Origin of the sequence: Burkholderia sp. Bp9140 (assembly GCF_003853425.1) — a bacterium.
GTDB lineage: Bacteria > Pseudomonadota > Gammaproteobacteria > Burkholderiales > Burkholderiaceae > Burkholderia.
On the sequence record NZ_QTPQ01000024.1, the window covers coordinates 81,598 to 94,923 of the forward strand.

Annotated in this window: 13 protein-coding genes; 7 read left to right on the plus strand and 6 right to left on the minus strand. The window is 66.4% G+C overall.

The annotated features are described in order from the left end of the window. Positions 1-132 precede the first annotated feature (132 nt). The gene (locus tag DIE21_RS20620; RefSeq protein WP_124499455.1) at positions 133-1,653 is read left to right on the plus strand and encodes a class I adenylate-forming enzyme family protein; all 1,521 of its coding nucleotides are present in this window, start codon (positions 133-135) and stop codon (positions 1,651-1,653) included. A 191-nt stretch (positions 1,654-1,844) separates the two neighbouring features. On the opposite strand, the gene DIE21_RS20625 is transcribed toward DIE21_RS20620, so the two are convergent. The 3 genes from DIE21_RS20625 to DIE21_RS37885 form a co-directional block, all read right to left on the minus strand. Further along, entirely contained in the window at positions 1,845-3,017 is a 1,173-nt protein-coding gene (locus DIE21_RS20625) for an FAD-binding oxidoreductase (RefSeq protein WP_124499456.1), read from the minus strand. Between the two features lie 194 nt (positions 3,018-3,211). After that, positions 3,212-4,363, minus strand: a complete 1,152-nt coding sequence (locus tag DIE21_RS20630; RefSeq protein ID WP_124499457.1) for a branched-chain amino acid ABC transporter substrate-binding protein — start codon at positions 4,361-4,363, stop codon at positions 3,212-3,214. Between the two features lie 422 nt (positions 4,364-4,785). Beyond that, positions 4,786-4,986, minus strand: a complete 201-nt coding sequence (locus tag DIE21_RS37885; RefSeq protein WP_185642816.1) for a hypothetical protein — start codon at positions 4,984-4,986, stop codon at positions 4,786-4,788. On the opposite strand from DIE21_RS37885, the gene DIE21_RS20640 reads away from it, so the two are divergent. Further along, the gene (locus tag DIE21_RS20640) at positions 4,964-5,353 is read left to right on the plus strand and encodes a BON domain-containing protein (protein WP_409364640.1); all 390 of its coding nucleotides are present in this window, start codon (positions 4,964-4,966) and stop codon (positions 5,351-5,353) included. The genes DIE21_RS37885 and DIE21_RS20640 overlap by 23 nt on opposite strands. A gap of 54 nt (positions 5,354-5,407) precedes the next feature. Then, positions 5,408-5,605 (plus strand): CsbD family protein, encoded by a 198-nt coding sequence (locus DIE21_RS20645; protein WP_124499459.1) that lies wholly within the window; start codon positions 5,408-5,410, stop codon positions 5,603-5,605. Between the two features lie 232 nt (positions 5,606-5,837). On the opposite strand, the gene DIE21_RS20650 is transcribed toward DIE21_RS20645, so the two are convergent. Next, on the minus strand, positions 5,838-6,866 hold the full coding sequence (locus DIE21_RS20650) for a DUF1338 domain-containing protein (protein WP_124499460.1): 1,029 nt from the start codon (positions 6,864-6,866) through the stop codon (positions 5,838-5,840). A gap of 226 nt (positions 6,867-7,092) precedes the next feature. On the opposite strand from DIE21_RS20650, the gene DIE21_RS20655 reads away from it, so the two are divergent. Together DIE21_RS20655 and DIE21_RS20660 are read left to right on the plus strand one after the other, a co-directional pair. After that, the gene (locus DIE21_RS20655) at positions 7,093-8,046 is read left to right on the plus strand and encodes a LysR family transcriptional regulator (protein ID WP_124499461.1); all 954 of its coding nucleotides are present in this window, start codon (positions 7,093-7,095) and stop codon (positions 8,044-8,046) included. Between the two features lie 461 nt (positions 8,047-8,507). Continuing rightward, a complete protein-coding gene (locus tag DIE21_RS20660) occupies positions 8,508-10,136 on the plus strand; it encodes an NADP-dependent glyceraldehyde-3-phosphate dehydrogenase (RefSeq protein WP_124499462.1) in 1,629 nt (542 codons plus the stop codon). A gap of 194 nt (positions 10,137-10,330) precedes the next feature. Here DIE21_RS20660 and DIE21_RS20665 read toward each other — a convergent pair whose 3' ends face one another. Further along, positions 10,331-10,963 carry a LysE family translocator gene (locus tag DIE21_RS20665; protein ID WP_124499463.1) on the minus strand — a complete coding sequence of 211 codons (633 nt, stop codon included), beginning with the start codon at positions 10,961-10,963 and terminating at the stop codon, positions 10,331-10,333. Between DIE21_RS20665 and DIE21_RS20670 the strand changes: the two genes are divergently transcribed. Together DIE21_RS20670 and DIE21_RS20675 are read left to right on the plus strand one after the other, a co-directional pair. Then, entirely contained in the window at positions 10,952-11,494 is a 543-nt protein-coding gene (locus tag DIE21_RS20670; RefSeq protein WP_124499464.1) for a hypothetical protein, read from the plus strand. The genes DIE21_RS20665 and DIE21_RS20670 overlap by 12 nt on opposite strands. A gap of 93 nt (positions 11,495-11,587) precedes the next feature. Continuing rightward, positions 11,588-11,911, plus strand: coding sequence for a hypothetical protein (locus tag DIE21_RS20675; RefSeq protein ID WP_057925940.1), 324 nt, complete (start codon positions 11,588-11,590; stop codon positions 11,909-11,911). A gap of 114 nt (positions 11,912-12,025) precedes the next feature. Here the strand turns inward: DIE21_RS20675 and DIE21_RS20680 are convergent, their stop codons facing one another. After that, the gene (locus DIE21_RS20680; protein WP_124499465.1) at positions 12,026-13,267 is read right to left on the minus strand and encodes an NADH:flavin oxidoreductase/NADH oxidase family protein; all 1,242 of its coding nucleotides are present in this window, start codon (positions 13,265-13,267) and stop codon (positions 12,026-12,028) included. Positions 13,268-13,326 lie beyond the last annotated feature (59 nt).

A 13,326-nucleotide genomic window follows, 5' to 3' on the forward strand; every position in this document is an offset into this window, starting at 1 on the left:
TTCGCGAGATTGTTCCATACGAGACAGACTTCCCGCCAGCTTGCCGATTAAAGTGACTTCCGGCCGCCGTCCATACGAGCAGCCGGAACCGCACGGCGCGGGCGCCGTCGCGAAACCTATCGGAGAACGGGAATGGAGACTTCAATCGGTGCGCTGATCGCCGGCGCCGCCGCGCGCTTTGGCGAAAAAACGGCGCTGGTGACGGATGACCGGCACTTCACTTTCGTCGATCTCGATCGCTTGTCCTCCGGTGTCGCGACGCGCCTGCAGCGCCGCGGCTACGGCCCGGGCACCACCATCTCCCTCCTTGCGCCGAACTCCGCGGAATGGATCGTGGCCTACTATGGAATCCTCAAGGCGGGTTGCACGGTCAATCCGCTCAACCCGATGCTGACGGGGCCGGAGGCCGCGTTCATCGTGCGGGATTGCGCAGCGGCGGTGGTATTCGGGCTGCGCGACAAGCTGCTGGCCCTTCGGGCAGCGCTTGGGGAGGAAACCGGACCCGTCCTGGTGTCGTTCGAAGGCGACGGCGAAGCGGTCGAGACGTTCGCGGACTGGACCGCAACGCCGGCCGAGCCGATTTCCGGCGTCGATCCGGACCGGCTCGACGAGGTCGGCACGATCGCCTACACGTCCGGCACGACCGGCAAGCCGAAAGGCGCGATGCTGACCCATCGCGCTATCCTGCTGAACGTAGCGATGACGGCAACGCTGCATCGGCGCACCGATGCCGACACCGTCGTAAGCGCGCTGCCGCTGTCGCACGTCTACGGCAACGTCGTGATGCAATGCGCCATCACCTACGGGATGACCCTGATACTCCACACGACATTCGAGTCGGAAGCCATCCTGCGCAGCATCGAGACGTATCGCGCAACCCTTTTCGAGGGCGTGCCGACCATGTATCTGTACCTGCTCGATTGTCCCGAGTTCGACACGTACGATCTCTCCAGCCTGACGCGCTGCACCGTCGGCGGCCAGACCATGCCGGTCGCGAAGATGCGCGAGGTGGAGGCGCGCTTCGGCACCCCGCTGCTGGAGCTTTGGGGGATGACCGAGCTGGGCGGGCTGGGGACCACGCACGCGCTGCTCGGGGAGCGGCGCCTTGGTTCCATCGGCGTCCCGCTGCCGCCGATGCAGGCCCGCATCGTCGCGCCGGACGACCCGACAAAAGCGCTGCCGCACGGCGAAACCGGACAATTGGCGCTGCGGGGGCCGTTGACGATGAAAGGCTACCTGAACCGCGCGGACGCAACCGCGGAAGCCATCGACGCCGACGGGTTCCTGCTCACCGGCGACCTGGGCTACATGGACGCCGACGGCTATCTCTACGTGGTCGATCGCCTTAAGGACATGATCATCACCGGCGGTTTCAATATCTACCCCGCCGAGCTGGAAAGCGCGCTGTGCGAGCATCCCGCCGTGGCAATGGCGGCCGTGGTCGGCGTCGCGGATCCGCTGAAGGGAGAACTGGCGAAAGCCTTCGTCGTCGTCGCGCACGGCAAGACGGTGACCGAGCAGGAACTGCTGGATTTTTGCCGGACGCGCCTTGCCGCCTACAAGATTCCGCGGCTCGTTTCGTTCGTCGCCGACCTGCCGAAGACCGGCTCGGGAAAGATCCTGCGGCGAGCACTGCGCGACCACGTCGCATGACGCCGCGCGGCCCGGAAAACATCCGATCGCATCGCCGGCTGATCACCGTCCGAACAGGGTGGGGAATTTTTCCTCGACCCTTCGGAGGTCCGGACGATAACTTGGATAAAAAAATGCCCGGCAAAGCCGGGCCAATCAGATTGAGACACAAGGAGAATCCCGCCCACGCCACACCGGGCGGTCACGCCGCGCTACACGACGTTCTTTTCGACGATCGGCCGGTTTTCGAGCACACGCGCCCAGCCGAGCGACGACAGGTCGAGCGTTTCATATCGCCCGCCCAGAATCAGTTCACTGACGCCACGCCCCGTCGCGGGCCCTTGCTGCAGTCCGTGCCCGCTGTACCCGTTCGCGAACACGACGTTGTCGAGCCCGGGGTGATGCCCGATGATCGCGTTGTGATCGAACACGTTGTACTCGTAGTACCCGGACCAGCAGTTCTCGACACGCAGCGCCTCGAACTCCGGCACGCGATTCGCGAGCGTCGGCCAGATCACTTCATCGAACAGGTCGTGATCGACCTCGTCGAGCGGCAGGTCGTCGGGATCGCGATCGGGGCTCGGCGATGTCCCGCAAATATACGTGCGCCCTTCCGGCCGGAAATACACGCCCGTCGGATCGATCAGCAGCGGACAATCGGCGAGCTTCGCCGGCGACGACACGTTGAAGATGCTGCGACGCCGCGCATGCACGGGAAGGTCGATGCCCATCATCGACGACAGCGTGCGCGCCCATGCACCGGCCGCGTTGACGAGCGTGTCGCACGCGTAACGCTCGCCGTCGCTCGTCACCACGTGCGTCACCTTGCGACCGTCGCGAACGACGCCGGCCACATCGGCCGGCACGTAGCGCGCGCCCAGCGCCTGCGCCTTCTTGCGCAGCGCCTGCACGAGCCCGTAGCCGTCGAACCAGCCTTCGCCGCTCACGCCATACGCGCCCGACACGAGATCGTCGACATTCAGCCAGGGAAACTTCGCACGCAGCGCATCGCGATCCATCAAGCGGATATCGGCCCCGAGCCTCGTCTGCAGCGCGTGGTTCTCGCGCAGCGTCGCATCGCCTGCCGGCGTCGCGAGGAACAGGTAACCGCCTTCATGCAGATCGATCGACGGCCGGTTGCCGTCGACCTCGAGCCGTTCGCCGATCGTGCGCAGGAAGTCGATCCCGAACAGCGACATCTCGATCGACAGCGGCGTCGAGAACTGCTGGCGAATCGACGCGGCCGACAGCGCCGACGACGACTTCGCATAGGTGGGATCGCGTTCGATGACGGTCACGGACACCGTCGGATCGGTAGCACGCAGGAAATAGGCGATCGAGCTGCCGATCACACCACCGCCGACGATGACGACTTGAGAACTCACGACTGACTCCAGTTGCACGTGAAAGGCGCGGCCAGCCGGCCGCACCCGAAGGTTGTTCGTGCCGCGTCGCGCGCGGCGCCGTGCGGGCGGACCGCCCGGCGAATCGCCCCGACATGCGCCGCGATCGCATCCGATCGCCCTGGGTATTTCAGCACGTCCGGCGTCGCCGCGAAAGTCCGCGCGCGTTCGGCGATTCAGTCCGCCGTCTGCGTGGTGACGGGCTGCCACGCGGCGTTCTTCACTTCATACAGCGTCGAGCTCGGGTTCTTCAGGTCGCCCGTGTTCGTGAACGCGATCGTGCCGGTGATGCCGTCGTAGCGCGTGGTCTTCAGCGCGCCGTTGAAATCGGCCGGCTTGGTCGAATTCGCCTTCTGCATCGCGTTGATCGCGATCCACGTCGCGTCGTACGCGAACGGCGCATACGCGAGCATGTCGACGCCGTACTTCTGCTTGAATCGGGTTTCGAACTGCTTGCCCTTCGCGAGACGCGACAGCGGCTGCCCGTATTCCCACACGGCGGCGCCCTCGGCCGCATTGCCCGCGAGCCTGATGAAGTTCACGTTCATCACGCCGCCGCCCGCCAGGAACTGCGCGCGGATGCCGAGCTGGCGCATGCGCTTGACCAGCATCGCGGACTGCGCGTCGAGGCCGCCGAAGAACACCAGGTCGGCATTCGTGCTCTTGATCTTGGTGAGCTGCGCGCTGAAGTCGACGGCCTTGTCATTCGTGAATTCGCGCGCGACGATCGTGCCGCCGTTCGCCTTCGCGGCCTTCTCGAATTCGTCGGCTTCGCCCTGGCCGAACGCCGTGCGGTCGTCGATGATCGCGATGCGCTTCGCCTTGGTCACGCTCGCCGCATACGCACCGGCATTGCCGGCGTTCTGCGCGTCGGTGGCGATCACGCGGTACACGGTGCCGAGCCCGGCGCGCGTGATGTCGGGATTGGTCGCCGACGGCGTGATCATCGGAATGCCGGCCTTCGCGTAGAGCTTCGACGCGGGCAGCGTCGTGCCCGAATTGAAGTGGCCGATCACGACGGCCACCTGCGCGTCGGTCAGCTGCTGCGCGGCCTGCACGCCGATGCGCGGATCGCTCTGGTCGTCCTGTGACGCGACGACGAACTTCACCGGCTTGCCGCCGATCGTCGTATGCGCCGCGTTCGCCTCGTCGACGGCCATGCGCACGCCGTTCTCGATGTCCTTGCCGTAGGCGGCGCCGCCGCCGGTCAGCGGCACGGCCACGCCGACCTTGACGACCGTCTCCTGCGCGTGGGCCGCGCCCGTCTGGAACGCGAAGATCGCGGCGGTCAGTGCGATGCCGGAAAGCGAACGAATGCGGAACGTCATCGGCCAATCCTTCTTGTGTGGGTCGGGATGCGACGCGCGACCATCGCGCGCCGGCGACCTCCCGCGTGCCCGGCGAATGTTCCTGCCGGCGGGGCGTCGCCAATGGCGCGTCGCCTGCCGGTCGATCACCGCGGTTCTGTCTCCGGGGAACCTGTCGGCGCGAAAGAGGTGAACCGATTGTGGGTAGCCAATACGCGTGCAGCAAACGAAATATCGGAACTACGTTGTGAGGAATTGTCATCAAGTGCCGTCATGACCGACGGCACGCGGCCCGCGCGACGGCGGGCCGGGACGGAGAAACATCAGGCTGATTGCGCGCCAGTGCCGTTGCCTCGGGGCCGCGCCCGGTAATGCCGATGATGCATCATCGCTGTGTCAGGCAGCCGCGACGCGTGCACATCGCGCGATTCGGTCAATGGCGCTCAGTGCCGGTCGATATGGGTGTCGGTGCCCGTATGCTTGCGCACCACATCGGCCGCCTCGCCGGCCTTCTCCTGGAGCTTGCCGGCCTGCTTGCGCGGCTCGAGATCCATGAACGTGAACAGCATGCCCGCTTCGCCGTTCATGTCGATCGGCTGACCGGCGACGACGACCGCCTTCGTGCCGCCGTCCGCGCACTTCAACACGGCCTCCATCTGCGGGATCTCGCACCTTTCGACGCTGCTCGCCGTCAGCACCGCCTGTCTGCTCGCCGCCGCACCGCTCACGCATGCGGCGCAGGCAAAGTCGTCGTCGCCGGCCGACAACGGCATGGCGACCGAATCGAACCAGCCCGTCACCGATACGTGGATCACGACCAAGGTGAAGAGCGAACTCGCGACCGCCGAAGGCCTGAAGAGCACGCACGTCAGCGTGAAGACGGTCGACGGCGTCGTCACGCTGACGGGCGTGCTGCCGTCGAGGATCGCGGTGAAGAAGGCCGTCGCCGTGACGCGCGCGATCAAGGGCTTGAAGCACGTCGACGCATCCGGCTTGAAAGCGAAGGCCTGAACTGTCGCGCGGCCGCGCGCCGCGCTTTTCTCCCCCTTACTCCAGGAGCGAACGATGAACGAAGACAAGATCAAGGGTCAATGGAAGCAGTTGACCGGCAAGCTGAAAGCCAAGTGGGGCAAGCTGACCGACGACGATCTCGCCGTCGCCGAAGGCAACCGCGACTATCTGGTCGGCAGGATCCAGGAGCGTTACGGGATCGCGCGCGACGAAGCCGAGCAGCAGTTGAAGGATTTCGATCGCGCGCTGTAACGCGCCAGTCGTCTCACCCCGCCGCGCCGCATCCCGCGACGCGGCCACGCGAAGGACAACGACATGGGCAAGTATCTGATCGCATGGCTGCTCGGCGTGCCGGTCGGCGTGCTGGTGTCGTTCCATCTGGTCACGCACCTGTTCTGACGATCACGGCGCCCATGCAACGCAAACGGGCCGGCGGCTGTCATCAGCCGCCGGCCCGTCCATTATCGTGCGTCGCTTACTTCGTTTACTTCGCCGCGTTCGCCGTCATCTTGAAGATGCCCTGCGCGTTGCCCGCATCGAAACGCAGGTCCGTCACCCAGCGGCGCGCCGCCTGGTCGAACGTGCGACGGCGCGTGATGAATTCGTAGAACGAGCCCGGCACGTTGCGCTTCACCGTGTCGCCGTCGCGCGTGCGGAACTCGCGCTCGACGATGTCCGCGCGATACGCGGTCTGGAACACGCGGCCCGAACGCGAGCGCTCGACTTCCGGCTTCATCGGCCGGCCCTTCGCCTTCTCGTCGTCGGACAGCTTGAACACGTCGGTTACGCGATCAGTCGCATGGTTGAATGCGTTGCCTTCCGTCGCGATCCACGCCATCTCGGCCGATTCAAGCAGCAGCGTTTCGTAATCGAGTTCGTTCGGCAGGTCGTGCTGGCGGGCGAACGCGCCGACGATCTCGGGCAGCAGCGCATGCGCGGCGTCGAGCGGCAACCCGCCTTCGCGCTCGATTTCCCACAGCAGCGCGACGGCCGCGGGCGACAGCGGATCGCGCGACGAGCTCACGACGTTCGTCACGGCCTGCTGGAATTCCTTCGAGAAACGTTCCGGATGCAGTTCGCTGACGAAGAATTGCGCGATCTCGTCCGGCGCGTCTTCATGGGCGTAGGCGCGGCCGGTCATGCCGAGCTTGTCGAGCGGATAACGGCCGTTCAGGCGGAAGCCGAGCGGACGCAGGATGCGCGTGAACGCGGCTTCGCCCGGCGGCAGCGCGCCCGTGTGCGGCCAGCGCACCGTGCGCAGCGCGCCGTGGTCGAAGTAGACCGAGCCGCCGTTCTCGATGGCATCGGCCGTGTACGCGCGGCCGTTCGCCGAACGTTCGAGCAGCCCTTCGAATAGCGCCATGTTCATCGCCTGGGCGATTTCCGCGCGCGTGACGACGTCGGTTTCCCATTCGTCGAGGATGGCCGGCATGTTCAGGGTCGCGAACAGGGCGTCGGTCTTCGCCTGTCCCAGCAGCTTCGTCAGCAAGCTCTCGATATTCGGATTGCGCATCAGGATTCTCGTGTCGGAGGACCGCCGGCACACGTGCCGGCAACTCGGGTGGCCGGCCGCCCAGCGGGCGCCATGCCTTGCGTGGGATGCATTATTCAAAGGGTTGCAGCGGGGCGTAAAGCGAGATTAAATTGACATGTGATGAGTTTTTGGAATTATTCGCGGTCCCCGCACTGGTCCGCCGGCCCGCCGCGGGCCGGTCCGTTCGTCAGATGAAACGAGCATCATGCGCAAATTCAAGATCCCCAACATGGGTGCGCTCGTGGCTTTCGAAGCCGCGGCGCGCCACGAGAGCTTCACGCACGCGGCGAAGGAGCTGTTCCTGACCGAAAGCGCGGTATCGCGGCAGATCGCGACGCTCGAGGCGAGCCTCGGCGTGCGGCTGTTCGCGCGCGTGAAGCAGCGCGTCGTGCTGACGCGCGCCGGCAAGCTGTACGGCACGCAGGTGCGGCGCGCACTGGAGTCGCTCGATCGCGACACGCTGTCGATCATCGCGCACGGCAGCGGCGGCGGCTACCTGGAGCTCGCCGTGCTGCCGACCTTCGCGTCGCACTGGCTGATCCCGCGCATCAAGAGCTTCTACGACCGCACGCCGGACGTGCGCGTGAACATGGGCAGCCGCACCGACCTGTTCTCGTTCGAGGACACGCACTTCGAGGCCGCGATCCACTACGGCAAACCGACCTGGCCCGGCACGTCGTCCGACTATCTGTTCGGCGAGGAAGTCGTGCCGATCTGCTCGCCCGCGCTGCTCGACGGGCCGGTCAAACGCGTGGAGGATCTGCTCGCGTATCCGCTGCTGCACTCGACCACACGCCCCGGCGCATGGGCGCAATGGTTCGAGACGCACGGCGTCGAGGACATCCGCACGATGCAGGGCGTGCGCTACGAACTGCATACGATGCTGATCAGCGCGGCCGCGGCCGGGCTCGGGATCGCGCTGGTGCCGAAGTTCTTCGTCGAGGAACAGCTGCAGCAGCTCGGCCTCGTCGTGCCGTGCGACGCGACGACGGTCGGCGATTCGGCGTACTACCTCGTGTATCCGACGGAGTTCAGCCACAGCAAGCCGCTGGAGTCGTTTCGCGCGTGGCTGCTGGAACAGGCAAGCGCGTATGCGGCGCCGGGAAGGGACGAGGATGGAGACGATCTCGATGCGGTGGACGACGAAGACGTCGAGTGATCGCGGCGTACCGCGGGAGGTCCGGTGCGCGCCGGGCGGGCAACCCCGACCCGGCGCTCCGGGCAGCCGACCTCGCTTCGGCAGCGCGGCGGACCTTCTCTCATTTCTTCACTGCGTCTGTTTTCTCTCAGGTTCCGGGGCATTTTTTACTTCACCGCGCCAAGCCATTATCCGCCCAAACCGGTCGCAGTGAAACGTTTGCGCATGCGCCGAGCGACTTATTCCCGGCATTCGGAAACAGTCCTTCAAAACGCTTACGGATTGCGCGATCGCATTCGGCAAATCTTGCAATCGACCCGGCGTTCTTTTCTAATGGAACTGGTTCCATTCCGCGCTTCGGCCACGCCGCCGCGTGACGCTTCGACGTCCGCGCGTCATGATGCCGATTCAGGATCGAGGATCATTCAGCTCAGGATTCCGCATTGCCCGTCCTTCCCGGACACCTGTCAAACGAGACCGTCATGCCCGATTCCGCTTCCCTGCAGCAGCTGTTTCCCGCCTATCAGGACATCCCCGCCGAGTTCCGGCTCGCCGCGCCGATCCACCAGCGCGTGTCGCTCGTCGACGGCGAGTTGCGCGCGTGGGACGGCACGACCAAGACCGTGCTGTCGCCCGTATGCGTGCGCCAGCAGGACGGCAGCGTCGCGCAGATGGAGATCGGCAGCTACCCGGTGATGGGCGAGACGGAAAGCGACGCGGCGCTCGACGCCGCGGTGCGCGCGTACGACTCGGGCCGCGGCGAGTGGCCGACGATGAAGGTCGAGCAGCGCATCGCGTGCATGCAGGACTTCATCAAGCGGATGGTCACGCAGCGCGAGCGGGTCGTGAACCTGATCATGTGGGAGATCGGCAAGAGCCTCGCCGATTCGCAGAAGGAGTTCGACCGCACCGTCACGTACATGACGCAGACGATCGACGCGCTGAAGGAGCTCGACAACGCGAACTCGCGCTTCGTGATCGCGGAAGGCACGATCGGCCAGATCCGCCGCACGCCGCTCGGCGTCGTGCTGTGCATGGGGCCGTACAACTATCCGCTGAACGAAACCTTCGCGACGCTGATCCCCGCGCTGCTGATGGGCAACACCGTGGTGTTCAAGCCGCCGCAGTACGGCACGCTGCTGTTCGAGCCGCTGCTCGAGGCGTTCCGCGACGCGTTCCCGAAAGGCGTGATCAACACGATCTACGCGCCGGGCGCGGTGGTCGTGCCGCACATGCTCGCGTCGGGCAAGATCAACGTGCTCGCGCTGATCGGGTCGAGCAAGGTCGCCGATCACCTGAAGAAGCAGCATCCGAAGTCGCACCGGCTGCGCGCGATCCTCGGCCTCGACGCGAAGAACGCGGCGATCGTGCTGCCGGACGCCGATCTCGACCTCACCGTGAAGGAGTGCCTGCTCGGCGCGCTGTCGTTCAACGGCCAGCGCTGTACCGCGCTGAAGATGCTGCTCGTGCATCGGTCGATCGTCGACGAATTCCTGAAGCGCTTCACCGCCGCGCTCGAACAGCTGAAGATCGGCATGCCGTGGGAAAAAGGCGTCAGCATCACGCCGCTGCCGGGCATGCATCGCACCGCATACATGACCGACGCGATCGACGACGCGAAGGCCAGGGGCGCGCAGGTCGTCAACCACTCGGGCGGCGAGTTCAGCAAGACGCTGTTCTATCCGGCCGTCGTGTATCCGGTGACCGAAGGAATGAAGCTGTACCGCGAGGAGCAGTTCGGGCCGATCATCCCGGTCGCGCCGTTCGACGACGTGGACACCGCGCTCGACTACGTGACCACGTCGGAGCACGGCCAGCAGGTCAGCATCTTCGGTTCCGATCCGGCACAGATCGGCGCGCTCGTCGATCCGCTCGTCAACCAGGTGTGCCGAGTGAACATCAACTGCCAGTGCCAGCGCGGGCCCGACGTGTTCCCGTTCGCGGGACGCAAGGACTCGGCGGAAGGCACGCTGTCGGTGACCGATGCGCTGCGCGCGTTCTCGATCCGCTCGATGGTCGCGGCGAAGCAGACCGACGGCAGCAAGCAGCTGCTCGATTCGATCGTGTCGGATCACCACTCGAAGTTCATCAACACGGGCTTCATTTTCTGAAGCGGGGCGCGGGCGTCGCCGCGCCCGCCCGGCGTGTCGCGCCCGCGTTGTCCGTCGCGAGTCGGCGGACTACCGCGCGAGCGCGGCCGGCACTTCCTTCCGGTCGTCCGGATCCTTTTCGTGGATCGCGAGTACGACACGCGTCGCGTCGATGTGCGCGAGCACGGAATATGCGCGGATGCCGGACATCGCGATTACACGTTCGACGCCAGCAACCGGATCCCCGCCACGCCGAACACCACCGCGAGACACGCCTCCATCGCGCGCCGGCCGCGCACGTACAGCCGGCGCGCGCCGTCCGTCGAGAACACCAGCGCATAGCTGCCGAACACCAGGCATCCGATTACGATGCAGCCCGGCACGACGGCGCCTCGCGCCGCGCCCGCGCCGTTCGACGACAGCGCGACGATCGACACCCACACCAGGATGGCTTTCGGATTCGTCAGGTGCAGCATCGCGCCGCGTGCATAGAAGCGCGACAGCTTCCGCTCGGGCGCAGCCTTCAGCGTCGTGGCCGCCCTGGCCGACCATGCGGTGCGGCCCGACTTGAACGCGAGCCACAGCAGATACACGCCGCCGAACAGCTTGATCGCGACCAGCAGCTTCGACCACGCGAGCAGCGCCGCCGATACGCCGAGCGCGGCCACCGTCGCCCAGAACATCGCGCCCGAGATGACGCCGAGCGCGAACGCGAGCGCCGCCTTGCGGCCATGGTTCGCGGCAACCGACATGATCGCGAGATTGCTCGGGCCGGGGCTGGCCGAGCCGACGAAATAGGCCGCGTAGGCCAGCAGCAGGTTGGCCGAGAAGAAGGTGTGAACGCTCATGTCGAACCTCGCAGGGATGATGCGGAGATTGTTCGCAATCGCGGCTCGGCTGCCCATGGACAGTTGTCCGGTTATTCGCTGGGCCAGTTGGATGGCGTGGGCGACGTCGGTTGCATGCGCATCCGGATCGCCGCGCGCAAAAACGTCTCGGTTATGAAACATCCGGCGCATGCGTCGCGGCATTTTTTCGTGCGGCGGGTGTCGTCGCGGTTCGCCGCGCGCAACCCGCCCGACGCGCACGGACACCGACCGGACGCCGTCGACGCACGCGAGCCGCGACATGCCACCTGTTCGTCGAGGCAACATGAGCCGGTTTTGGCGCGGCGTTACGTTACATCGCTGAAGCATTTCATCCGTCCGGCCCGTGTCGCGCAGCCGATCGCAACCGCGCGCAGCGTATGGGCGCCCTCTTCGATTTTCCGCGCGAGCCAGTATCGGCGGGACGGGATGGCCGCTGCCGCGCCCCGCGTCAACCATGCTCAACAACCGGATCGCGATGCTGGTACGGAACCTGCATTCGCATTGCAGTGACAGCCGCGCCGCCGATCGGCGCGGAGATGAACCCGGATCGCGATTCGTCCCCCGGATACGCCCGAACGATCCACGCACGCAACGAGGCTCCTCATGGATGCGCTGCCCAACTCGTCGGATACGTCGTTCCAGCTCTTTCTCGCGAAACTGCTCGAACAGCCTCAGCCCGAATGGACCGAGAAACAGCAGATGGAACTCGAGATGGCGCGCGCGCTGTCGACCCAGATGGTCCACTTCGCGGAAGGCATGCGCGGCGGCAACGCGGATCTCGCGCGCTGCCTCGTGCTGCTGCGCTACGCGAAGGTCCTCGACTTCATGCTGACGTCGCTCGCCGCGCGCCGCGACATTCATCCGCAGACGCTGCGCACGCTGTTCCGGCTCGCGAATCTGAAGGTCGACGATGCGTATCCGGTCTGAGCCGGTGTCGGGCCGCACCACACACCGACCTCACCGGTCTGAGCCGGTGTCGGGCCGCACCGCACACCGACCTCACCGGTCTGAGCCGGTGTCGGGCCGCACCACACACCGCCCTCACGACTGGCGCGCCGCCCGCCCCGCCATCCACTTGCGGTAACGCCGCGTCTGGCACTGCGCGGCCACCTGCTGCGACACCAGCGCGCGCAGCGGCGACACGCCCGGATGCGTGCGCCGCCCGGCGCTCAACCGGGCGAGCTGGAACTTCACGACGGCCATGTTCGCCAGCGCGCCCAGCGCCTTGTTCTTCCACCGGATCGGCTGCAGCGCCGGCGCGCTGTCCTTGCCGGCCTGCCAGTCGCGCGGCAGGTTCGGCTCGATCGACAGCGCGGTCGCGATGCCGACCATCGCCACGCCGCTGGCGACCACCTGCTCGGCCACCGCGCGGCGCCGGATCCCGCCCGTGACCATCAGCGGCATGCGTGCGGCCGCCGCGATGTCCCGCGCGAATTCGAGGAAATACGCTTCGCGGGCCAGCGTGCGTCCGTCGCGCGCCTCGCCCTGCATCGCCGGCACTTCGTAGCTGCCGCCCGACAGTTCGACGAGATCGACGCCGAGCGGATTCAGCAGTTCGACGACGCGCTTCGCATCGTCCGCGCTGAAGCCGCCGCGCTGGAAGTCGGCCGAATTCAGCTTGACCGACACGACGAACGCCGGCGACACCGTCGCCCGCACGGCGCGGACGATGTCGAGCAGCAGCCGCGCGCGGTGCTCGATGCTGCCGCCCCACGCGTCCTGCCGGCGGTTCGTCAGCGGCGACAGGAACTGGCTCAGCAGGTAGCCGTGCGCCGCGTGGATCTGCACGCCGGTGAAGCCGCCTTGCTCGGCGAGCTGCGCGGCGCGCACGAAGCGCTGCCGCACGTCGTCGATGTCGGCTTCCGTCATCTCCTTCGGCACCGGAAACTGCTTCGACAGCGCGCCGAGCGCGAGCGGCACGGCCGACGGCGCGAGCGTCGTCTGGCCGAGCGCCGCCTGCATCTGGCGCCCCGGATGGTTGATCTGCATCCACACGTGCGCGCCGCCGGAGCGCGCGACCTGCGCCCACCGGCGGAAGCGGTCGAGATGCGCGTCGCTGTCGAGCACGACGCCGTTCGGCCCCGTCATCGCGCGGCCGTCCACCATCACGTTGCCGGTCAGGATCAGGCCGGCCCGGCCGTCGGCCCACGCCTGGTACAGGCGCAGCAACGCGTCGGACGGCGCGTGATCCGCATCGGCCATGTTCTCTTCCATCGCGGCCTTGGCGAGCCGGTTCGGAATGACGGCGCCATTGGGCAGGGTGAGGGGGGCAAACAGGTTCATGGTGGGCATCCTCGATTGACGATGCCCAACCATAACTTTAAAGTCAACTTCAAGGTCAA